This is a genomic window from Luteolibacter arcticus (assembly GCF_025950235.1).
Lineage (GTDB): Bacteria > Verrucomicrobiota > Verrucomicrobiia > Verrucomicrobiales > Akkermansiaceae > Haloferula > Haloferula arctica.
This window is the reverse complement of sequence record NZ_JAPDDT010000001.1, coordinates 647,574-669,273: the sequence shown is the minus strand read 5'-3', so window position 1 is coordinate 669,273 and position 21,700 is coordinate 647,574. Positions and strand designations below refer to the sequence as shown.

18 protein-coding genes are annotated in these 21,700 nt (G+C 62.6%); 5 read left to right on the top strand and 13 right to left on the bottom strand.

What is annotated here, in order from left to right; genetic code table 11:
* Window positions 1-2: 2 nt before the first annotated feature.
* The 8 genes from OKA05_RS02735 to OKA05_RS02700 form a co-directional block, all read right to left on the bottom strand.
* Window positions 3-557 (bottom strand): Maf family protein, encoded by a 555-nt coding sequence (locus OKA05_RS02735; RefSeq protein WP_264485560.1) that lies wholly within the window; start codon window positions 555-557, stop codon window positions 3-5.
* A 43-nt stretch (window positions 558-600) separates the two neighbouring features.
* A complete protein-coding gene (locus OKA05_RS02730) occupies window positions 601-954 on the bottom strand; it encodes a flagellar basal body-associated FliL family protein (protein WP_264485559.1) in 354 nt (117 codons plus the stop codon).
* Window positions 955-957: 3 nt separating this feature from the next.
* Complete coding sequence (locus OKA05_RS02725; RefSeq protein WP_264485558.1) at window positions 958-1,485, bottom strand: RNA polymerase sigma factor; 528 nt, start codon at window positions 1,483-1,485, stop codon at window positions 958-960.
* On the bottom strand, window positions 1,482-2,078 hold the full coding sequence (locus tag OKA05_RS02720) for an OmpH/Skp family outer membrane protein (RefSeq protein ID WP_264485557.1): 597 nt from the start codon (window positions 2,076-2,078) through the stop codon (window positions 1,482-1,484). The genes OKA05_RS02725 and OKA05_RS02720 overlap by 4 nt, the downstream gene beginning before the upstream one ends.
* A 61-nt stretch (window positions 2,079-2,139) precedes the next feature.
* Complete coding sequence (locus OKA05_RS02715) at window positions 2,140-3,615, bottom strand: DUF1501 domain-containing protein (protein ID WP_264485556.1); 1,476 nt, start codon at window positions 3,613-3,615, stop codon at window positions 2,140-2,142.
* Between the two features lie 4 nt (window positions 3,616-3,619).
* On the bottom strand, window positions 3,620-6,496 hold the full coding sequence (locus tag OKA05_RS02710; RefSeq protein ID WP_264485555.1) for a PSD1 and planctomycete cytochrome C domain-containing protein: 2,877 nt from the start codon (window positions 6,494-6,496) through the stop codon (window positions 3,620-3,622).
* Window positions 6,493-7,791, bottom strand: a complete 1,299-nt coding sequence (locus tag OKA05_RS02705) for a discoidin domain-containing protein (protein WP_264485554.1) — start codon at window positions 7,789-7,791, stop codon at window positions 6,493-6,495. The genes OKA05_RS02710 and OKA05_RS02705 overlap by 4 nt, the downstream gene beginning before the upstream one ends.
* Complete coding sequence (locus OKA05_RS02700; RefSeq protein ID WP_264485553.1) at window positions 7,788-8,312, bottom strand: sigma-70 family RNA polymerase sigma factor; 525 nt, start codon at window positions 8,310-8,312, stop codon at window positions 7,788-7,790. Before OKA05_RS02700 ends, OKA05_RS02705 begins: the two co-directional genes overlap by 4 nt.
* Window positions 8,313-8,644: 332 nt before the next feature.
* On the opposite strand from OKA05_RS02700, the gene kaiC reads away from it, so the two are divergent.
* From kaiC to OKA05_RS02680, 4 genes are read left to right on the top strand one after another with little or no spacing between them, the layout of a single operon-like run.
* A complete protein-coding gene (gene kaiC / locus OKA05_RS02695) occupies window positions 8,645-10,396 on the top strand; it encodes a circadian clock protein KaiC (protein ID WP_264485552.1) in 1,752 nt (583 codons plus the stop codon).
* Window positions 10,393-10,722 carry a circadian clock KaiB family protein gene (locus tag OKA05_RS02690; RefSeq protein ID WP_264485551.1) on the top strand — a complete coding sequence of 110 codons (330 nt, stop codon included), beginning with the start codon at window positions 10,393-10,395 and terminating at the stop codon, window positions 10,720-10,722. Before kaiC ends, OKA05_RS02690 begins: the two co-directional genes overlap by 4 nt.
* Before the next feature lie 5 nt (window positions 10,723-10,727).
* On the top strand, window positions 10,728-11,093 hold the full coding sequence (locus OKA05_RS02685; RefSeq protein WP_264485550.1) for a circadian clock KaiB family protein: 366 nt from the start codon (window positions 10,728-10,730) through the stop codon (window positions 11,091-11,093).
* Window positions 11,094-11,115: 22 nt separating this feature from the next.
* Window positions 11,116-13,224: a PAS domain-containing hybrid sensor histidine kinase/response regulator gene (locus OKA05_RS02680; protein ID WP_264485549.1), complete on the top strand. Its 2,109-nt coding sequence runs from the start codon at window positions 11,116-11,118 to the stop codon at window positions 13,222-13,224.
* 74 nt (window positions 13,225-13,298) lie between these two features.
* Here the strand turns inward: OKA05_RS02680 and OKA05_RS02675 are convergent, their stop codons facing one another.
* The 5 genes from OKA05_RS02675 to OKA05_RS02655 all read right to left on the bottom strand — a co-directional run bounded on the left by OKA05_RS02675 (window position 13,299) and on the right by OKA05_RS02655 (window position 20,658).
* Complete coding sequence (locus tag OKA05_RS02675; RefSeq protein ID WP_264485548.1) at window positions 13,299-16,667, bottom strand: transglutaminase family protein; 3,369 nt, start codon at window positions 16,665-16,667, stop codon at window positions 13,299-13,301.
* A 158-nt stretch (window positions 16,668-16,825) separates the two neighbouring features.
* Window positions 16,826-17,398, bottom strand: coding sequence for a dihydrofolate reductase family protein (locus tag OKA05_RS02670; RefSeq protein WP_264485547.1), 573 nt, complete (start codon window positions 17,396-17,398; stop codon window positions 16,826-16,828).
* 121 nt (window positions 17,399-17,519) lie between these two features.
* Window positions 17,520-18,215 (bottom strand): hypothetical protein, encoded by a 696-nt coding sequence (locus OKA05_RS02665; protein ID WP_264485546.1) that lies wholly within the window; start codon window positions 18,213-18,215, stop codon window positions 17,520-17,522.
* Window positions 18,216-18,308: 93 nt separating this feature from the next.
* On the bottom strand, window positions 18,309-19,475 hold the full coding sequence (locus OKA05_RS02660) for a GAF domain-containing sensor histidine kinase (protein WP_264485545.1): 1,167 nt from the start codon (window positions 19,473-19,475) through the stop codon (window positions 18,309-18,311).
* Between the two features lie 394 nt (window positions 19,476-19,869).
* On the bottom strand, window positions 19,870-20,658 hold the full coding sequence (locus tag OKA05_RS02655) for a PhzF family phenazine biosynthesis protein (RefSeq protein WP_264485544.1): 789 nt from the start codon (window positions 20,656-20,658) through the stop codon (window positions 19,870-19,872).
* Between the two features lie 127 nt (window positions 20,659-20,785).
* Between OKA05_RS02655 and OKA05_RS02650 the strand changes: the two genes are divergently transcribed.
* A complete protein-coding gene (locus tag OKA05_RS02650) occupies window positions 20,786-21,607 on the top strand; it encodes a nucleotide excision repair endonuclease (RefSeq protein ID WP_264485543.1) in 822 nt (273 codons plus the stop codon).
* Window positions 21,608-21,700 lie beyond the last annotated feature (93 nt).

The following is a 21,700-nucleotide window of genomic DNA, read 5'->3' as shown; positions in this document are numbered from 1 at the left end:
GGTCAGGCATTCTGAAGCACCTCCAACAGCCGTGCTACCGGCAGGCCCATGACATTGTCGAAAGCTCCCTCGATGCCCTCCACGATCATCTCTCCGCTGTCCTGAATTCCATAAGCGCCTGCTTTGTCGAGCGGGTTGGTCTTTTCGAAGTAGGCGGTGATCGTTTCCTCATCCAGCGGACGGAATCGCACGGTGGTCAGTTCGTGAAAGCGCTTCACCGTCTTTCCGGGGAAGACCACGCAAACACCGGTGCAAACCGTATGCGACCGGCCGCTGAGTTTCCTCAGCATCATGCGCGCTTCGTCCAGATCGCGCGGCTTGCCGAGCGGCTCGCCCTCGATCCACACCAACGTGTCGGCGCCGATCACCGCGGAGTCAGGGTAATCCTCCGCCACCGCCAGCGCCTTCAGTTCGGCATTCTTTTCACAAAGCTCATCGAGCGGGACCGACGCATCGTGGATCTCCTCTGCGGGCGAAGCCACGACTTCGAAGTTCACTCCAGCGGCGGAAAGCAGTTCCCGCCGTCGCGGTGAGGCCGATGCCAAAATCACGTTCACGCGCCGGGTCTAGCCACCGTGCCGCGCTTTGCAACTCCCCTTCTCACCAGCTCTCGTTCTCCTCGGGGAACGTCACCACCGGCTCCAAGCTGAAGGTAAGTTCCAAATTGCCGAGATCCCTGCCGGAGTATTCGACCAGCGAGGGCATGCCACTCGTCCACTCCATCACCGTGAACGTTTCAGCGGGTGGCTCGGCAGGCTGGGAAATAGCCACCACCGCCGGGGAGCCAGCGGCAGATGGAGGTGCATGTTGAAGCGCAAGCCATCCCGCGCCAATCCCGACCAGCACCAAAGGCAGCACCGCCAGCTTCCGTGTGGTGCGACGGCGGCGCGTCCGCCGCACCTCTTGCAGCGTGCGTTCAAGTATCTCCTGTTCCCGTGGATCGGCGGCATTCATTCTCTAACAGACATCGGGGTTCTCCAGCAGGACTCTCAAACGCCTCCGCAGACGGGCCAGTTTCGATTCCACCGCCTTCGGCGTGGTTGCTTGTTCGCGGGCGAGTTCCTCCTGGGACCAGCCTTCGACATAGTGTCTTACCAGCAGCTCGCGCTCGCATTGCTCGAGTTGGTTCATAGCCGATTCGAGGTCGAGACCCTCCGCCACCGAGCCCGGGCGGCGAAGCTCCTGCCATTGCTGGAATCGCTCGCCCATCCAAGTGCGCCGGTTGGCACGGCGGCCCGCATCGATCGACTCACAACGCACCAGGCAGGACAGCCAGGCATCGAAGTCCGTATCGGCTTGGAAGACTTTCACATGACGCAGGATCCGCAGGTAAACACGCTGCACCACCTCGGCAGCATCACTTTCTGCCACACCGCGCGCCATCGCCTGTGCCTTCAGCCGCGAGAAATAGCCGCCGTGGAAGTCTCGCCAGGCGGCTTCCTCGCAGCGGACCAGCCCGCTGGTCAGTTGGGGCACATCGATCATTCAGTATCCGGCTTCACGGCCTCCTTCTTAGCGGCACCGTCATTCAGTTTCGTGAGAAGACGATCCGTGAGGTTGTCGGGCGAGCCGGATGAAATGACAAAGGACGATCCCGAATTGCTGACCGCTGAAGTATCGAACACATAGTCGTAATCTCCCGCCTTCGCTTCTTCCTCCACCAACTTGCGCACCTCCGCGAGCAGCCCCTGCCTCTGCTGCGTCACTCGCTCCTGAAGCATCTGGCCCCGGCGCGTCATGAAGTCCTTTCGCTCTCGCTCCAGCTCGATGCCCTCCTGCCGCAGCTCGCTCCCCTGCTTCTGGAGTTGCTGCTTCTTCGACTCCGCGAGGGTTGGATCCTCGAGCTGCTTAATCAGCTTCTCCAGCGAGTCCTTGATCTCGCGGATCCGCACGAGCCGGTCGTTGCTCTGCTTCAGGATGCGGGCCTGCTCGATGTTGATCTCCTTGATTGCCGTCTCCGTGCGATGGTAACCGTCGAACAGCCGGTTCATGTCCACGGACGCGATCCTCAGCCTGGCCTCCTGCGCCGTCGCGAAAGAGCTGAACAGAAGGACGGCGAGGAAGGCGATCTTGAGCATTTCACCCGGACAACGCCGGGGACCGTCGCAACCCCTCGCGGAAACGAAACTTTTTTCCCCTCTACGCGAGAATCCCCTTCACCACCTTCGCCGGTTTCACGCCGGTGAGCTTCTGGTCCAGCCCTTGGAATGGGAAGGCCAGCCGCTGGTGTTCGAAGCCGAAGAGGTGAAGCATCGTCGCGTGGAAATCCCGCAGGTGCACCGGGTCAGAAGCGACGTGGTAGCCCATTTCATCCGTCTCGCCGAAGGTGAAGCCCGGCTTCACGCCCGCGCCCGCCATCCAGATGGTGAAGGCATTCGGATTGTGGTCACGGCCGGTGAATTGGTTGCCCTCGCCGCCGCCGCGGTTCTCCTGCATCGGCGTGCGGCCAAACTCGCCACCCCACACCACCAAGGTGTCCTCTAACATTCCCCGCTGCTCCAGGTCGGTCAGCAGTGCGCCGATCGCCTTGTCGATGTCGCGGCACTTCTTCACGAAGCCGTCGTTGAGCGACTCGCCGGCATTCGACCCGTGCGAGTCCCAGCCCCAGTCGAATAGCTGGATGAAGCGCACGCCGGACTCTGCGAGACGGCGGGCAAGCAGGCAGTTGTTGGCGAAGGAATCCTTACCCGGCGAGGTGCCATACATCTCGTGGATGTGGGCGGGCTCGTCCGCGATGCTCATCACCTCAGGCACCGAGACCTGCATGCGATAGGCCATTTCATACTGGGCAATGCGGGTGATCGTCTCGGGATCACCGAAGTCCTGGTGTGCCTTGGTATTGAGCTTGGCCAGCGTATCCAGCGCCGCCCGACGGACATCGCGGCTGATGCCCGCGGGATTGGTCGTATTGAGAATGGGATCTCCGGCGGACCGGCACTGCACGCCTTGATAGACAGAAGGCAGGAAACCGCTGCCCCACAGCGAGGCACCGGCTCGTGGGAAGCGACCGCCCGAAATAAGCACCATGAAGCCGGGCAGGTTCTGGTTCTCCGTGCCGAGACCCCAGGTGAGCCACGAACCCATCGCGGGATAGCCGAGGTTCTGGTTGCCGGTGTGAAGGAGGAGCTGCGCCGGACCGTGGTTGAACTGGTCCGTCTGCATCGTTTTGATGAAGCACAGCTTGTCCACGTGCTTCGCCAGCTCCGGCAGCCGGTCGGACACCCACGCGCCGCACTGGCCGTGCTGCTTGAAGGCGAACTGCGGGCCGAGCATCTTCGGCACGCCTTGGATGAAGGCGAAGCGTTGGCCCTCCAGGTATTCCTTCGGGCACTCCTTGCCGTTGTATTTCGCCAGCACCGGCTTGTAGTCGAAGAGTTCGAGCTGGCTGGGCGCGCCATCCATGTGGAGGTAGATGATCCGCTTCGCCTTCGGCGCGAACGACGGCAGCAACGGCGCGAGCGGCGCGGTCGGGTCGTGGGAAATCTTGAGTTTCCCCGCGGCCCCGGCGAGTCCCTGGGCCGCAAGCCACAGCCCGCCAACTCCTCCCGGGCAGTCACGCAGGAATCGACGGCGGGTGATGTGCCGGAGCTTTTCGGTTTGAACGTCGGGAAACATGGTTTCAGCGGATCAAGGCTTCATCGAGATTGAGCAGCACCGACCCGATCACGGTGTAGGCCGCGCCATCGGGTGTGCCCGCCATCCCCTTCATGAGATCGGGATTCGCGGCATAGTCCTTCTCCAGCTTCTGGAAAAGCGCCCGCAGTTCGCCGAGTCGATCCGGCGTAATGGTTCGCGAAGTCGTAGTGCGGTAGCCGAGCGATAGCCGGGCATCCCCATCGCCGCCCACCTGGTATTTCATCTGCCGGGCAAGACCCTGCGCGCACTCGTGGAATGCCGGGTCGTTCAAGACGGCCAGCGCTTGCAGGGGCGTGTTGGAAAGGATCCGCCGCTTCGAGCACAGCTCGCGCGATGGAGCATCGAAAGTGGCCAGCGTCGGATACGGAATACTACGTTTCCAGTAGACATACACCGAGCGCGTGTAGCGGCCCGCATCGCCCTCGGGCGGTGTCATCCACTTGTCGCCGGCATCGAAGGGCCTCCACACGCCCGCTGGCAGCGGCGGATAGGCTGGAGCGCCGCCGTCGCGCTGGGTGATTAGTCCGCTTGCCGCCAGCGCGTGATCGCGGGCCATCTCACCGGTCAGGCGTTGGCGAGGGCCGCGGGCGAGCAGGCGGTTGCCGGCATCGCGCTCCGCCATTTCCGGGGAGGTGGTTCCATCCTGGCGGTAGGCAGCACTGGTCACCAGTTCGCGCAGCAGCGACTTGATGCTCCACTTCATGTCGCTCTGGAAGCGCACCGCCAGCGTGTCCAGTAGCTCGGGATGCGTCGGCTTCTCACCGGCCGAGCCGAAGTCCTCGGGCGTGGGCACGATGCCCGTGCCGAAGAGTTCCAGCCAGAAGCGGTTCACAGCGACGCGCGCGGTCAGAGGATTCCTCGGAGAGGCAATCCACTGGGCCATCGTCAGGCGATCCGCTGGCTTGCCCGCCGGCATCGGTGGAAACACCACGGGCGTGCCGGGCTTGTCGATCAACGCGCCCTTGTCGATCCAGTTGCCGCGGATGAATTGGCGGGTCTCACGCGCCAACTCCGGCGGCAAATCGCGCATCACGGGTGTGGTCGTGGCGGGAATCCCCGCCAGTGCCTTGCGGGCGTCTGCCAGTTCCTTCTTCATCGCTTCGACCTCGGCATCGGGCGTGGTCCACGCGTTATTGTCGGTCAGCGCGATGCGTCCGCGCTTCGCGATCAGCGGATAGGCTCCCCCAGCCGAATCCGTGGCGTGGGCAAGGATCACCCGCATCGTGGCACCGGCCGGAATGTCGAGCGGCTGCTGCAGCGTCACGATGGCGTGCCGTGGCTTGAAGATCTTCGTGTATTGCCCCCAGCCGCGGTTGGAGCCCTTGAGCGAGAGGTTCGGATCAAAGATCGGATGTGCCTCATCCGCGATGACCTCCGCCAGCGGGACCGGCGTCGTCTTGCCGTCCGGGCTCACCAGTTCCAGTTGGATCTTGTTGATCATCGCACCCCACTCAGGCGTGTGGCTCGCCTTGGCTTCTTCGACCGGTCGGATCTCCACGCCGAACGCCGTGAGCTGCCGGAAGCCGGTGGGCTTCGGAATGTCCAGCGTATGCACCGCCCCGGCGGAGACGTTCCCGATCGTGCGGAACTCTTCCACGCCATCATGCTTCACCACCTCCAGCTTCGCCCTTTTGCTGCTGCCGGTCATACCGGAGGATTTCGTCCACGAAGAACGCGAAGCCATCGAGCGACGCCGCTCGTACAACTGCTCTTCGAGCCGGCTGATCTTGTCCTGCAAGCTCCCGGCCTCCGCATGACGGGCTTTATCCAGCGGCACGCGCAGCGTCGGATGGCCCTCCGGCACGTCATTGTCCGTGGCCTGATTGAAGAAGGCCATGAAGCGGTAGTACTCGTCGTGGCGGATCGGGTCGTAGGGATGGCTGTGGCACTGCACGCACCCCATGGTCACACCCTGCCAAACCTCCCAGGTCGTCGAGACCCGGTCCATGGTTGCCACCACGCGGAATTCCTCATCATCGGTTCCGCCCTCGTTGTTCGCCTGCGTGAGCCGGTGAAAGGTGGTGGCGATCCGCTGGTCCAGTGTCGCATTCGGCACGAGGTCTCCAGCGAGTTGGTCGACGGTGAATTGGTCGTAAGGCTGGTCGCGGTTGAAGGCGGAGATCAGCCAGTCGCGGTATTTCCACACGTTGCGCCGCCCGTCGATCCCTAGGCCTTCGGAGTCCGCGTAGCGGGCAAGGTCCATCCACACGCTCGCCCAACGTTCGCCGAAACGCGGCGATCCTAACAGACGCGTCACTTGCTTGTCATAGGCGTCCGCCGACGTGTCAGCGAGAAAGGCGTCGAGTTCAGCGATCGACGGCGGCAGACCTGTTAGGTCCAGCGAAACCCGTCGCAACAGCGCTGCCTTGTCCGCCTCCTTCGACGGCTTCAGGCCCTCGCTCTCCATCCTCGAGAGCAGGAAGCGATCGATGTCATTGCGCGGCCACGCCGTGTCTTTCACCGTTGGCGGCTGATGCTTTTCCGGAGCGACAAAGGACCAGTGCTCACCCCACTTCGCGCCTTCCTGGATCCATTGGCGCAGCGTGGCGATCTCGGCGTCCGCCAGTCGCGGCCCGTGCTCGGGCTTTGGCATCACCTCGTCGGGATCGGTGGAAAGAATGCGCGCCATTACCTCCGATGCCGCCGGATCTCCCGGCACGATGATGGTCTTGCCGGACTCCCCTTTGCCGAGCGCCTTGTCGCGGTAGATGAACGAGACCTCGCCGGCCTCCTTCACCCCGCCGTGGCAGGCCGTGCAATGGGAGTTCAGGATTGGACGCACGTCGCGGGCGAAATCGACCGCTGCGTGAACCGGCAGTGCGAGCGCGATCAGCGCTCCGATGTGGGTTCTCGAAATCATTCGGCAAAAATCCGGATCTCATTCAGTCCGCCTCCATGGTGAGGATCGCTGGCAGGTCGCTTGAGATGGCGATAGTGCCGGCTGACCACCATCTTCATATATCGAGCTTCCACGGGGCTGAAGCTGAAGTCGTGGAACGGAAACTCGCTGCCACGAGGCGAGTTGATACGCGGGAGTTCACCATCGGTCAGCGGGAAGAAGTGCTTGTTGTCCAACGAACCAAACACCTCGAAGGCAGCCGTCCCGCGATCATCGATGCCGCGGTTGTTGGTGTTTTGCAGGGAAACACGCCCGACTTTCTGAGGCTGCAGCAAGTCCACGGTGAACTCCCCGTCATCGCCGTCCGGCGCGAGCCAGAACGACCAATCGCCGGGGACCCCGCTGTCATTCAGGCGTCCGTCGGTTAGATTCTCCGGCGGAAACACCGAGCCGTGCGGACGGGTGCAGTAGCCGGGACTAAAGACCGGCTTTCCGGAGGCGAGATTGTCCGCGGAAGAGATCGCCGCTGGCAGCGCACGGGCATGGTTGACCAGCGTCACCGGCGACTCGTCGAGGGCGGCAAGTAGCTTCGGCTTGCCCTCCTCACGCACGAGAGCCCGGCTTTCTCCCACGGTCAGGCGGGTGCTCGTCGCCTCGATCTCCAATTCGCCCTTGAAGACCTCCGTGAGCACGACGGGTGTCGTGCCATCGCTGCCGACTGCCAGCCCGAACTCGGTGCCGAGATCGACAAAGCGACCGCCGGGCGTGTCGATGCGGAAGCCCTCCGCACCATCCGGGGTGTGGACGGAGGCCCGTCCATGGAGCACGGAAAGCGCTTCCTTTTCGTCCAGACGGAAGCGGCACGGTGCTTCAAGAGTCACGTTCGCCCCGCTGGGAAAGCCAAGTCTCACGAAGCCGCGCGTGAACTCAAGGGGCACCGCCACCGGCAAACGGCCCGCCGAGGGCGTGGCCGATCCCTCGGCCCAGGCGACCCCTTGTGTTTCGAGGACGTTTGCCACCGGCCCACGCGGACGCAATGCGACGAACGAAAGTCCTCCCGCCAGCAGCGCAACTGCCGCCACGGCCGTGAGCCAACGCCTTGGAAAAGCGGTCACTTTCTCAGTGACCGGAGCTTCGAAGAACGACGGCGATGCCGCCTTGCGCACCAAGACCGAGTGAATCGCCACGACCCGGCGGTAGCGAGCCCGCGCCTGTGGATCGGCGGCCAGCATGGCATTCAACTCCGCGCGATCAGCCTCCCCGAGGCTCTCCTCGAAGAGCGCGTGCAACAGGAGATCGAGCCGGTCTTCCTTCATGAGGTGGCGAGTTTGCGTTCGATGCAGACTTCCAGCGCCTTGCGGAGCCGCATCAGCACCAGCGAAAGCGCGGTCGGCGTCTGCTTGCGCTCCGCCGCCAGGTCCTGCACGGAGGCGCCCGGCGTGTAGCGCGCGAGGATCAGGCGGCGGTTGCTTTCGGAAAGCTCGCCGAGACACTTCTCCAACGCGGCTTCCAGATCCGTCTCGCGGGCATCGTGTTCTCGATTCTCCACGGCCAGGAGTTCCACCAGCGAGTCGTCGAAGACATGGCGGTCGCGCCCGGAATCGCGGCGGGCGGCTTTCACCTGATACCACGCGATGGTGAGTGCCCACGGCAGGAAAGGCTGGGCGGCGTCATACTCCGCCGCCTTGCGCCAGAGGACGAGATTGGTCTCCTGCACCACATCGTCCGCCAGCATGCGATCCGGCAGCAGGGAAAGCACATAGCGATGGATCTCCGGCTGATGCCGGGCAATCAGGCCCACGATTCTTTCCTCTGCGCTGTGCGGTTCGGCGGACATCTCCGCAGGAAATTACCCGAACGCCGGGAAATCTTTCGCGCAAAATTTGCGAGCAAAGCACCACTGAAATCGCCTGAAGCACTACCACAGCCCAAGGCCCTGTTTTTCTGCCATCGGCGGCCTTGGCCTCGGCCACGGAGAAGGGTGCCACGTCCTATTGCGCTTCGCAGATCGACTTTTTGCAGGCTGATGCAAATTGCAATTTCGCGGGGTTCCTTACAACCCAGAACACGCCTCAAAATACCTACGGGGACGTAGCATGGGACGTGGGGAAGCGGTTTGGCCTGAGAGTTGCGATCGGGGTCAAGTCAGCAACTCCACCTTCGAAAACCATGCCTCGCAAAGCCTCCTCCTCCTCTTCAGACGATCACCCCGCCATTCCCAAGGCGCCGACAGGCATCAAAGGCCTTGATGAAATCACTGGTGGTGGATTGCCCGCTGGCCGGCCCACCTTGCTTTCCGGAAGTGCGGGTGCCGGAAAGACCCTGTTCGCCACGGAGTTCATTGTCCGTGGTGCCTTAGAGTTTGGCGAACCGGGCGTGTTCATGATGTTCGAGGAGAATGCCGGCGAGTTGACCGCCAACGTGCGCTCCCTCGGCTTCGACCTGAAGAAACTGGCCGCTAGCAAGAAGATCATTCTCGATCACGTCCACATTGAGCGGAGCGAGATCGAAGAAACCGGTGAATACGACCTCGAGGGCCTCTTCATCCGCTTGGGACACGCCATCGATACCATCGGCGCGAAGCGGGTCGTTCTCGACACGATCGAGGCACTCTTCGCGGGTCTGCCGGACCATGCGATTTTACGGGCCGAACTCAGGCGCCTGTTCCGCTGGCTGAAGGACCGCGGGGTCACAGCCCTGATCACCGGCGAAAAGGGCGAAGGGAGCATCACCCGTTTCGGCCTGGAAGAATATGTGGCCGACTGCGTGATCACCTTGGATCACCGCGTCAGTGACCAGATTTCCACGCGACGCCTGCGGGTAGTCAAGTATCGAGGCTCATCCCATGGCACCAATGAATATCCGTTCCTGATCGGCGAACGCGGCATTTCGGTCCTGCCCATCACCTCGCTGAAGCTCGACCATCATGCTCCCACCGAGCAGGTCGCCACCGGGATTGCCGCGCTCGACGAGATGTTCGGAGGCAAAGGAATCTTCCGCGGTTCCAGCATGCTGGTGTCCGGTTCCCCTGGCACCGGCAAGAGCAGCATCGGGGCAAGCTTCGTGGATGCGGCCTGCAAGCGGGGGGAAAAAGCGCTGCTCTTCGCCTACGAGGAATCCGCCCAACAGATCATTCGCAACATGCTTTCGATCGGCATCGATCTGGAGAAATGGATCAAGAAGGGCCTTCTTCAGATTCATTCCTCGCGCCCTACCCTTCAGGGACTGGAGCAGCATCTGGTCATGATGCACGACACGGTGGTCGCCTTTCAACCGTCCGTCGTGGCGGTGGATCCGATCAGCAATCTCACCCTGGAGCGCGACGAGCTGGAAGTGAAGCCCACCTTGATGCGTCTGATCGACTTTCTCAAGCAACAGGATATCACCGCGGTCTTCACCAGCCTGACTCACGGGACGATGGCCATCACTCCAAGTGAGGATTCCCAAGTCGGCGTTTCCTCGCTGATGGACGTCTGGTTGCTCCTGCGAAATCACGAAATGAATGGCGAGCGCAACCGCACGCTCTACGTGCTCAAAGCGCGCGGCATGTCCCACTCCAACCAAGTCCGGGAATTCGTGATGGGAGATTCAGGCATCGATCTCGTCGACGTTTATCTCGGCGCGAATGGCGTATTTACCGGCACTTCGCGGATCACCCAAGAAGCGCGCGAACGCGCAACACGACAGATCGACCGCCAGGACCACGAGCGGAAAATGCGGCGGTTCCTCTCCAACCAGAAGGCCATCGAAGTCCAGATTTCACTACTCAAGTCGCAAGCGGAATCGGAGGCCGCGGAAATGGACTTCGCACTGGCACAGGAAGTGGCCCGGGAGGATACGGAGAAGACGGATTTCGACACCCTTTCCACGCGCCGCGGCGGAAGCCAGGCCGGCAACGGCCGCAACAAACCAAAAGCATGAAGGACTGCAAGAAAACCAAACCCGGCAAACCTGCCACTTCCACGGTTCCGGCGTTCCAACTGCGGCTCTACGTCGCGGGGAAGACGGAGAAATCCCTCACGGCACTGTCGAACCTCAAGCGCATCTGTGAGACCCACATGGCCGGGCAGTATCGGATCGAGCTGATCGACCTGCTGCAAACTCCCCAACTTGCCGCTGGCGACCAGATCCTGGCTGTGCCGACGCTGGTGCGGCGTCTTCCCGAGCCCATCAAGAAAATCATCGGAGACCTCTCCAACGAGGATCGGGTGCTGGTGGGTCTCGATGTCCAACCCGTGCGGGATTGAGTCCCATGAACGATGCTCCAACGCCGGCAGAAGTCCTCGAAGCCTTCGAGGAGGCAGCGCGGGCGCAGGCCGGGGTTCGCTATCTCTTTCGCCTCTACGTGACGGGCCCCACCGTGCAATCGAACCGGGCGATCGTGAACACCCGCCGGATTTGCGAAGAGCATCTCAAGGACCGCTATGATCTCGAGGTGGTCGACATTTGTCAGCATCCCGAATTGGCGCGGAGCGAACAGATCATCGCAGCGCCCACGCTGGTGAAACAACAGCCGCTACCGGTGCGGAGATTCGTCGGCGACATGTCGCGAACCGACCGGCTTCTCGCCGCCATAGGCTTGCCGGGCATCACCCCGGTCCAAACAGCGGTGCCCTAACAAGATTCACTCCGATTGCCCCATGTCGTCCATCCAGCCCGACATCGCCGCCCTGATGACCGAGATTTCGGAGCTGACGGCGCGCCTCGATGAAACCGAGGAAACCCTTCGAGCGATTCGCGCTGGAGAAGTGGACGCCCTAGTCGTGGACGGCTCAGCCGGGCCGAAGGTGTTCATCCTCCAAACCTCCGATTCCGAGTCCAACCGGTTCCGCAGCGATATCCTGTCCAAGGTGACCGACGCGGTGATCGCGATCGACCAGGACGATCAGGTAATCTACCTCAATGCGGCTGCCGAGGAGCAATACGGGGTCAGCGCCTCGGAATCACTGGGCCGGCACCTGCGGGAACTTTTTCACCACGAATGGGTCTCGCCCGACGATGAGCAGGCCGCGAGAGAAGCGCTGCGCCGGACAGGTCATTGGCGCGGCGAGCACATCCACGTCCTCCACAGCGGGGAGACCATCCGCGTCGAGTCGGCGGTGAGCCGGTTATACGATGACGAGGGCAATCCTTCCGGACTCCTGAGCGTCATCCGCAATATCACCGACCGCAAGCTGGCCGAGGTGGCTCTGAGGGATTCCGAGGAACGTTATCGCACCTTGTTCGAAAGCATCGACGAAGGGTTTTGCGTGATCGAAGTGATTTTCGACGAGCGCGGCAAAGCCGTGGACTACCGCTTTCTCCAGGTCAGCCCGTCTTTCGAAAAGCACACCGGCCTCTCCCGCGCCGAGGGCAAGCGGGTCAAGGAACTCGTCCCGAATCACGAGGACTATTGGTTTGAGATCTACGGGCGGGTGGCTCGGACCGGAGAGCCCGCCCGCTTCGAAAGCCAAGCCGCCGGACTCCTGCGTTGGTACGACGTCCATGCCTCTCGTTTCGGTAATCCCGAGCTCAATCGTGTGGCGGTGATCTTCAATGACATCACCGAGAGGAAATTGGCCGATGACGCCCTGCGCGCGAACGAGCGGGCATTGGCCGAGCAAGCGGCCGCGCTCCGTCAGGCGGACCGCAACAAGGACGAGTTCCTCGCCATGCTTGCGCATGAGCTCCGCAATCCCCTGGCCCCCCTCCGCAACGCCTCACAAATTCTCCAAACGCCGGGCATCAACGGGCACGAGCGCACGACGGCCCAAGCCCTGATCAGCCGCCAGATCGACAACATGAGCAGGATGATCGACGACCTGCTCGACGTCTCGCGAATCACCGAAGGGAAGATCGAGCTGAAGAAGGAACCCGTCTTGCTCGATTCGATTCTGATCGCCGCCGGGGAGGGGGCTAAATTCCTTTGCGAGGCCCGCTCTCAGACGCTGGCCGTCTCCTTGCCAACGGAGCCCGTGTATCTCAATGCGGATGCCACGCGCCTCGAACAGGTGCTTGGAAATCTGTTAGGCAATGCCTGCAAATACAGTGGCGAGCACAGCCGTATTTCCCTGAGTGCGGAGCGCGATCTGACCACACCGGAGCCACAGGTCGTCATCCGGGTGAGCGACAACGGCATCGGCATCGACCCGAAGCTGCTGCCGCGCGTCTTCGAGTTGTTCGTCCAAGCGAGCCGGACTTTGGATCGCGCCCACGGAGGTCTCGGTATCGGCCTGACGATTGTTCACCGTCTGGTGAGGCTCCATGGCGGCAGCATTGAAGCCCACAGCGAGGGTCCGGGACGAGGCGCGGAGTTTGTCGTGCGGCTGCCAATCATGAAAGGATCCCCAGCAACCGCGGCGCGCTTCTCGGCCGCACCCGCACCCGAACAGCCCATGAAGCTCTTGATCGTGGACGATAACCACGATGGAGCGGAGAGCATGGCGATGCTACAGGAGCTTCTGGGCCACCAAACGCGACTCGCCCACACCGGCCCTGATGCCGTCACGATCGCTCAGGAGTTTTTGCCGGACGTGATCCTGCTGGATATCGGCCTGCCTGGCATGGATGGCTACGAGGTGGCGCGGAAACTACGGGCGATGCCTTTGCTGGCTCACACCTTGTTGATCGCCCTCACGGGCTACGGCAGTGACGAAGACCGGCAGCTCGCCCGCGAAGCCGGCTTTGACGAGCACTTGGCCAAGCCCGCCGACCAAGAGCGCCTGCGGCGGCTCATGCGCGAGCACGGTCAGCGGGCACCGGCGGTTTGAGCGGGCGCTCCGATGCCTTCCTCTCCGCAGCGCTTCGTGAAACTCGCAGGCATCAAAGACGGTGATGACCAAGATTACCCCTGCATTCGCAAATCAAGCGTGACGGGGAACTCCATGCCCGGATCTTCCGGCGGGGCTTCCACGTAGCTGACCGCCGGTCCACCGGCACGTTCTTCCACGCGGTGATACCCGAAGCCACCGGTCGAGGCCGGCTCGATGACGCCGGGAGTATGCCCGTGTTGCCAAAAGCGGCTGACCCGCCGCGACTCGGCTTCGTAGGCGTTCACCGGAAGTGTTTCGTAGCTCCGTCCGCCGGGATGCACCACGTGATACACACAGCCGCCGAGCGACCGCTTGTTCCAGGTGTCCACCACGTCGAAGGTGAGCGGGGTGTGCACCCCGATCGTCGGGTGCATGGCCGACCACGGGTCCCACGCCTTGTAGCGCACGCCCGCGACATACTCCCCTTTCCTGCCGGTCGCGACCAGCGGGATGCGGCGGCCATTGCAGACCAGCACATGCCGGCCTTCCACTGCCCCGCGGACTTTCACCTGGATGCGCTCCACCGATGAATCGACGTAGCGCGCCGTGCCTTGTGAAGACGTCTCCTCTCCGAGCACGTGCCACGGCTCCAAGGCCGCGCGGATCTCGATTTCAACTCCGCTGTGCACCACCCGGCCATAGACCGGAAAGCGGAACTCGTGGAATGCCTCCAACCACGATGCTTGGAACGCGATGCCCGCGCCCTTCAGTCCCAGCGCCACGTCTTTCATGTCCTCGCGGATGAAATGCGGCAGCATGAAGCGGTCGTGCAGGTCGGTCCCCCAACGGACCAGCTTCTTGTGATAGGGCTCATTCCAGAACCACGCCACCAGCGAGCGCACCAAGAGCATTTGCACCAGGCTCATCCGCGCATGCGGGGGCATTTCGAATGCGCGCAGCTCCAGAATGCCCAGGCGTGCGCTGGCGGCACCGGGTGCGTAGAGCTTGTCGATGCAGAACTCCGCGCGGTGCGTGTTGCCTGTTAGATCGGTCAGCATGTTCCGCAGGACGCGGTCCACCAGCCACGGCGGATCGCCCGTCTCGGGGAGTTGCTCGAAGGCGATGTCCAACTCGAACAAGCGATCGTCGCGCCCTTCATCGACACGCGGCGCCTGGCTGGTAGGGCCGAGGAAAAGGCCGGAGAACAGATACGACAGCGCCGGGTGATGCTGCCAGAAGGTGATCAGGCTACGCAGCACGCCGGGCTTGCGGAGGAAGGGACTGCGGTCCGGAGTCGCTCCGCCGAGCGTCACGTGATTGCCGCCCCCGGTCCCGGTGTGGCGGCCATCGAGCATGAACTTCTCCGTGCCTAGACGGGACACGCGTGCCGCTTCGTAGAGCGTCGTTGTGTTCTCCACCAGATCCCGCCAATTCGCTACCGGGTGCACGTTCACTTCGATTACGCCGGGATCCGGCGTTACCTTGATCCGCTCGACGCGGCGGTCCCATGGCATCTCGTAGCCCTCGATGATCACCGGCAGCTTCAATCGCGTCGCAGCATTCTCCACCGCCTCTAACAACGACAAGTAGTGCTCCAGATGGGTCACCGGGGGGAAAAAGACATGCAGCTTGCCGTTCCGCGGCTCCACGCAAATGGCAGTCGTGGACATTAGCTCACCACCACCCTCCGCCACCGGTGGCGGAGGCGAAGGCCTGAAGCCCACGCTGGACTGCAGCGTGCGTCCAGCCGGCAGGATCTCTCCATGGGCCGGGAGGGTGCCCGCTTCTTCCATCGGCGATGATTCCAGCGCCGCTTGCTGAGAGCGCAGTTCCTCGCTCGCCATCGGCAGCGAATCCAGCGGCAGGCGGAAACCCATCGGCGAACCACCCGGAATCAGTGACATCCGCCCGCGGCGGAAGGTCCACAAATTGCTCTTCCAAGCCTTCGTTTCCGGATCCCACTCCACCGGCAGCACAAAGCCGGTGGGCTTTGAGAGCCCGCGGTCGAGCAAGTTCGCCAGATAACGTCTCTCCAGCGGATCATCCAAATCCGTCGAATACGGGTCAACATTCGCCGGCAGCGTGCTTTCCTTCCACGCATAGTAAAGGGCATCCTCGAAGCCCGCGATCATGTGCGCCTGCTGACACCCGAGTTCGTCGGTGATCGTCGAGACGAAGCGTCGCGCATCCTCGACCCCGTGACCAAGGTCAGCGTTGGGGTCGGCCAAAAGCTTTTCGTCCTTCCACAGAGGCTGGCCGTCCTTGCGCCACACCACCGTGTAGGCCCAGCGCGGCAAGGGTTCGCCGGGATACCATTTCCCCTCGCCATAGTGAAGCAGCCCTCCCGTGCCAAAGGCATCCTTCAACCGCTTCAAAAGCCCCAGCGCCAGCTTCCGCTTCGCCGGGCTGTCGGCGGTGAAATTCCACTCCGCCCCTTCCATGTCATCGACCGAAACGAAGGTCGGCTCGCCACCCATCGTCAGCGCAACATCACCGTCCGCCAGGATCTGATCCACCTGCTCTCCCAGGATATCGATCGCCGCCCATTCGGTGTCCGAATACGGCTTCGTGACCCGCGGGTCCTCGTGGACACGCTTTACCTCGTTCACCCAGGAAAACTCCGTCTCGCAGGGATCCACGCCGCCCACCACGGGTGCCGCACTCGCCGGCTCAGGCGTGCACGAAAGCGGGATGTGACCCTCGCCCGCAAACAGCCCGGACGTCGGGTCAAGCCCGACCCAACCCGCCCCCGGGATGTAGACCTCCGCCCACGCGTGCAGATCCGTGAAATCTTCCTTCGGCCCGCTTGGGCCATCCAGCGACTCTTGGTCGGGCTTGAGCTGCACCAGATAGCCCGACACGAAACGCGCCGCCAACCCCAGATGCCGCAGCGCCTGCACCAAAAGGTAGGCGGAGTCCCGGCACGATCCCGTGCCGCGCTCGAAAGTCTGCTCGCAAGTCTGCACCCCCGGCTCCAGCCGGATCACATAGCCCACCACCTGGTGAACCCGGAAATTCACATCCACCAGGAAATCCACCGTCCGCTTCTTCTCACGCGGGATCGTTTCCAGCCACGTGGAGAACAACGGCCCGTCATCGCCCAGCTTCAAATAGGGCGCCAATTCGTGCTTCAACGCCGCCGAATATTCGAAAGGAGACTCCTCCGCCGACTCCTCCAAGAAGAAGTCGAAGGGATTGATCACCGTCATGTCGGCGACAAGATCGACCTCAATGCGGAAATTCCGGGTCTTTTCCGGGAATACTACCCGCGCCGCCCAGTTCCCGAAAGGATCCTGCTGCCAATTGATGAAGTGATTCGCCGGCTGGATGTTCAGCGAATAGGCCAAAACCGGCGTTCGCGAGTGGACACACGGCCGTAACCGGATGACGTGCGGCGACAATTGGACCTCGCGGTCGTAGCGGTATTCGGTGACGTGATGAAGTCCGACTCGGATGGCCATGGGGTGACACCCATGAAGCGCCCGCCGTGCCAAGCGTTGCAAGGATGAACAGGAGGCGGGGTTGGCACCAACAGCCAATTACCTCCCCAACCCCTATCGGCTATGGAGAATTTGGGCGAACGGCCCGTCCGATTCCCCGCTCTGGCGCTTACTTTCGCTCAGGGCGGAGCGTCTTCCCCGTCTTTCTGCACCTTGTAGCGCAGCTCGGCCATGCCGGCACCCACCTGGTGGACAGAGACCAAGCTCAGCCGGGGGCTTAACACCCGCCTCGGAAAAAGTGGCTTGCCATTGCCAAGGGTGACCGAGCCGATCTGGACGATTAGCTCGTCGAGCAGGCCGGCATCGTGAAATTGACCGGCGAGATCCCCTCCTCCAACGATCCATAAATTCTTCCCGTCGGCTGCTGCACACATTTCAGCGTGAACCAAACGCACGTCGCCACGGGCGAACCGGATGTCAGCGCCGTCGATCCTTGGCAGCTCACGGTTGGAGAAGATCCATGCCGGCTGTTGGTAAGGCCACGCGGAACCCGTCTCGGCTGTGACCCTGTCGGCGTTGCGCACCATCCATTCGTAGGTCGCCGATCCCATGGCCAGTGCCCCCACTTCCGAAATAAAGGCCGGATAACTGGACTCGCCCAGATCACCGAGAGGAAAAAGCCAATCCAGCGAGTCATCTTCGGTCGCGATGAATCCATCAAGGCTCGTGGCGGTGTAATACGGCGTTTTCACAGTCAGAACTTTTGGTTGTCATGCCTCGTCCCCGCGCGTGAAAACGCCCGACGCTTCGATAGGCCCGCACGACCGCGAAAAGGCAAAGCTACCACGGGGCAATGCTGACCGAGAAGGCGAGTCACTCCATGAAAGCGAAGTCGAAGAACACCAGCTCTTCGATCGGATCGGACCAGCTTTCGAACCCGGGAACGCTGGTCTTCAAGGGCAGGATGGTGATCACGTTGTAGGTGGTCTCCCCCTTGTTCCTTGATAGGCAGCGGACCTTCAGGGTCTTCGGGGAGGTTGTCGTGATCGCGGCGATCAAGGGGTCGCCGTCCTTGAACTCCACCTTGAGGTAGGGCCGATCCTCCGGTGCCTCCTTGACCACCCTCGGGCGCGCCAAGCCGTCCGGGGCCTCCGCAAACCGCGCAATCACCGTCTCGCCCTTCTTCACGACCACCTTCTCGGTGATTTCTTCCGGCGACTTCGGATCCTCGGGCACCTTGGCGCGCACGCCCGGCTTCTTGTCTTCTTCCTCCTCCGCCTTCAGGCGCGCGATCTCCGCCTCTTTCTCTGCGAGCACCTTGCGGACCGCAGCAGTTCCCGCGTCGCTGAGCCGGGCGAAGGGCAGATCGAATTCCTTGCCGTCCGCCCGCCGGATCTTCACCGAGTCTTCATCGGCAGACAGCACCTCCGCCTCAATCGACTTTCCGTCCTTGCCTTCGATCGCAATGGGCTTGGCCCCGTCCGCGGCGGGTGCTTTTCCCTCCTGAGCGGCCGCCGTCGCCGACAGCACCGCTGTGAACATCATCGCAAGCATGCTCCTTGCCTTCATGACGACACCCTTGCCACCGGATTTCGCGCCCGACAAGCGGCGACTCTGACCGTCGCGTCAGCAAGATGCTCTAAAGCACTGCTTCCACGCCCTTCAATCCTGGCGCCGCACCGGCACCGTGATGCGGAACACGGCGCTTTCGCCCGGCCGGCTGAGCAGCACGATGGTCCCGCCTTCGCTTTCCAGCAGGGTCTTTACGATCGAAAGACCCAGACCTGAGGAGGCTTCGCCGCCGGTGGGCTTTGCACTCAGGGGCGCATACCGCTGGAAAATCCGGGGGTAGTCCTCGGCTTGAAATCCGGGGCCGTCGTCCTCCACGTCGATGATGGCCGCCTCGCCGATCCGTTTGATCCGGACCCGCACCTCGCCGATGTTGCTGAAGCGGAGTGAGTTCGCGATCAGGTGATCGAGCACCTGCGCCATCACCCGGTCCGGAAGTTCCAGGGGAATCCGGGCTGCGGTCTCATCGACGCGGATCTGGATGCCCTTTTCCTCCGCCCGAGGGCGAAGCAGCTTCGCGGCAGTTTGGGCCGTGCCGTGGAGATCGTCGCATCGCCCCACCTGCCGGTTCTTGCTCAGCAGCGTGCCGACCATTGCGTTCGCTTGGTCCGCGCTTCCCTTCAGGGACCGGGCCAAGGCATCCAGCCCATGCGGCAGTTCGCCGGCCCTAGCCGCGAAAACGTCCGCTGCTGCCTGGATTCGTCCCAAGGGCATCTTCAGATCGTGCAAGATCACGTCTGTCAGGAGCTTCTGATAGACGCGTCCCAGATGTTGTTCGATCAGTGCGGACACGATCGACGTGAACCCACGCATGACCTCGATCTCCTCTTCGCGCCATTGCCGCGGCACGGTGTCGACCGCGCACACCGCACCATAGAAGTGCTGCCCCGCTCCGAGGACCGGGAAGCCCAGGTAAGCGACCACCCCGAATTCCTCGATCGCCGGATTCTTCGCCACCAGCGGATTCTTGCGTGCGTCGGGAATGACCAGCGGCTGGCGCAAGTTCACCGCGTGCTGGCAAAAGGAGTAGTGGATCGGCGTCTGTCTCGAAGTCTTGAGCGGTTCCGAAAGGCCGCAGGCACCCGCGAAAACCTGCCGGTCCTCATCCACCAGGGAAACCAGGGACACCGGGACATTCACGGCGCGCGCGGCAAGCTCGGTTACCCGGTCGAAGTCGATGCCGTGTGCATCGCCCAACAAGCCCGAGGACTTCAAGCTTTCCAATCGCTCGCGGCTGGCATCGACGGACCCGAAACGCATGTCAGCGACCTATATCCTCCCGACTCACCAGACAAGCGTTATCAAGGTCCCTCCTTTCGGTGGGAAGTCGGCAGAATGCAATTGCTGATGCCCGGCCTGCCGTTTCCTCTAGTCCGCCGGGGCGGTAAACACGACCGGCCTTTGCCAAAAAATGCCAGGGGGGATTTTCGGCGGCAACTCTTTCTACGTGAATCCCGTAGTAGGCTGGAAGTCGATTCAGGCGATAAGGTCGGCTTCTCTTCCTTGCTCCGCTCGATTGGCCAGCCCGCCCCATCTCCGTGCGCATGGTTTAATCTAACACGCCTTCCGAATAACTCCGACTTCGTGGGTCGATCCATAACTTTCTGCTGGTAGATCAGACCTCGCAAAAGCGCGATGAAAGATCTCTCTTGGTTCAAGAAACCTGGAGGAAGCCCGTCGCATAGGTCACGGCCCGACCGCCAATTCCGACCCGATCGCCGCGATGCTCGCACCATAGCTCGCCGCCCCGCTGGGAGAGCTGCCGAGCTTGGAGCCTCGTTCGTTCCAGCCGCTCCGCCCAGTATGGGATCAGTGTACAATGGGCGGAGCCCGTCACCGGATCTTCAGGCACCCCGGCGCCGGGAGCGAAGAAACGTGAGACGAAATCGCAGTCCTTCCCGGGAGCGGTCGCAATGATGCCCAGGCAATCGAGGAGGGAAAGCATTGCCATATCCGGCTGGAGGTTCCTCACCTCTTCTTCCGTCTCAAAGACGGCGAGGTAGTCACGCGCCCTGGCTGTCGTGACGGGTTGCGCCCCCAGCCCCGCGATCAATTCCGGCGGCGTCTCGCAGGCAGTGGCGGGCCGGGCCGGAAAGTCGAGCGTCAGGAGATCGCCCTTGTCACGGCTGACCGTCAGCATCCCCGACCGCGTCTGGAAGCGGACGTCTTCTCCGGCATGTCCGAGATGCCTGAACAGCACATGCGCGGCGGCGAGCGTCGCGTGGCCACACAGATCCATCTCGATCGTCGGGGTGAACCAGCGCAGGTCGAAGCCCCCATCGCTGTAGGGCAAGATAAACGCTGTCTCGGCGAGGTTGTTCTCCGCCGCGATGGATTGAAGCAGTTCGTCCGGCAGCCAACCGGCGAGCGGGCACACACCGGCAGGATTACCGGCAAAGAGACGGTCGGTGAAGGCATCGACCTGATAGTAGGGCAGGCTCATGGATGAGATTCACGCCCCGGAGATCGGTTTGATCCGAGACTGTAACAACTTCACATCGGCAAACGGGCTCTGCCAAGCCTAGTGGCTTGAGGCGGGGGCTCTCCCGATGCATGATGGCCGCCGGGCAATGAAGCGTGGGCAAGGCAATCGCGGTGGGCAACAGATCCTCTTCCGTCTTGAGGATCCGCTCACGGCTCGTTTCGGCTCCACCTTCTTCACCGGCCTGCCGACGAATCCCGGCGTCTATTTCTTCACCGGTGAAGCGGACCGGTTGCTCTACATCGGCCAATCAGCAAACCTGCGGGCGCGGATCGGCAGCTACCGGCACGTGGCCCAGGGCCGACATCCGCGGCGGTCGCTGCGGCTCGTAGCAGGCATTCGCCGGATTGAATGGGAACTTTGCGAATCCCCCGTCCATGCCATCGCGCGGGAGCGGGAGCTCTTGTTGGAACGCCGGCCTCCTTTCAATCGGGCAGGCGTGTGGATTGGCCCACCGTGGTGGTTGGCGGGCGAGACCGTCACCGGGGTGCTTCGGCTGCAGTTGACCCGGGAGCCGCAGGGGATCGGGCCGCTGCCCCCGTCCTTCCGCTACCTGCTCGGCCCCCTGCTTCGCGGAGTTCAGCGAGTCTTGGTGCCCGAGTTGCCATTGCACGCCTATCCACACGGGCTGACGCGATCCACGGTGCCGCTTTCCCTGAGTATCCCCTCGCCCGATCCGGAATCGGCGTGGCAGCTCATCACCGGATTTGCCACCGGGGAGACTGAACCCTTACTGGCGCTGTTGGAACAGGTGCCCGCAACCGAGTCTCCGGCGTTGGCTGAGTTCTGGCAGGAGGAACGCGAGCGCCTTGAGGCTTACACGCCCAAGTTCACCCCGCCGAATCGCATGGCAGAGAGGATTGCCGACGCTCCATTGGGAAGGACTACCGCAATTGAGCGCCTGATCTAGGTCGCGGCGGGTTATCCTCACTGGCAATACTCAGCCCGCCCTTGCATCGCCGTCTTGCCGCGGCGACAAGAAAGCCCGACGCTACGCTACCGC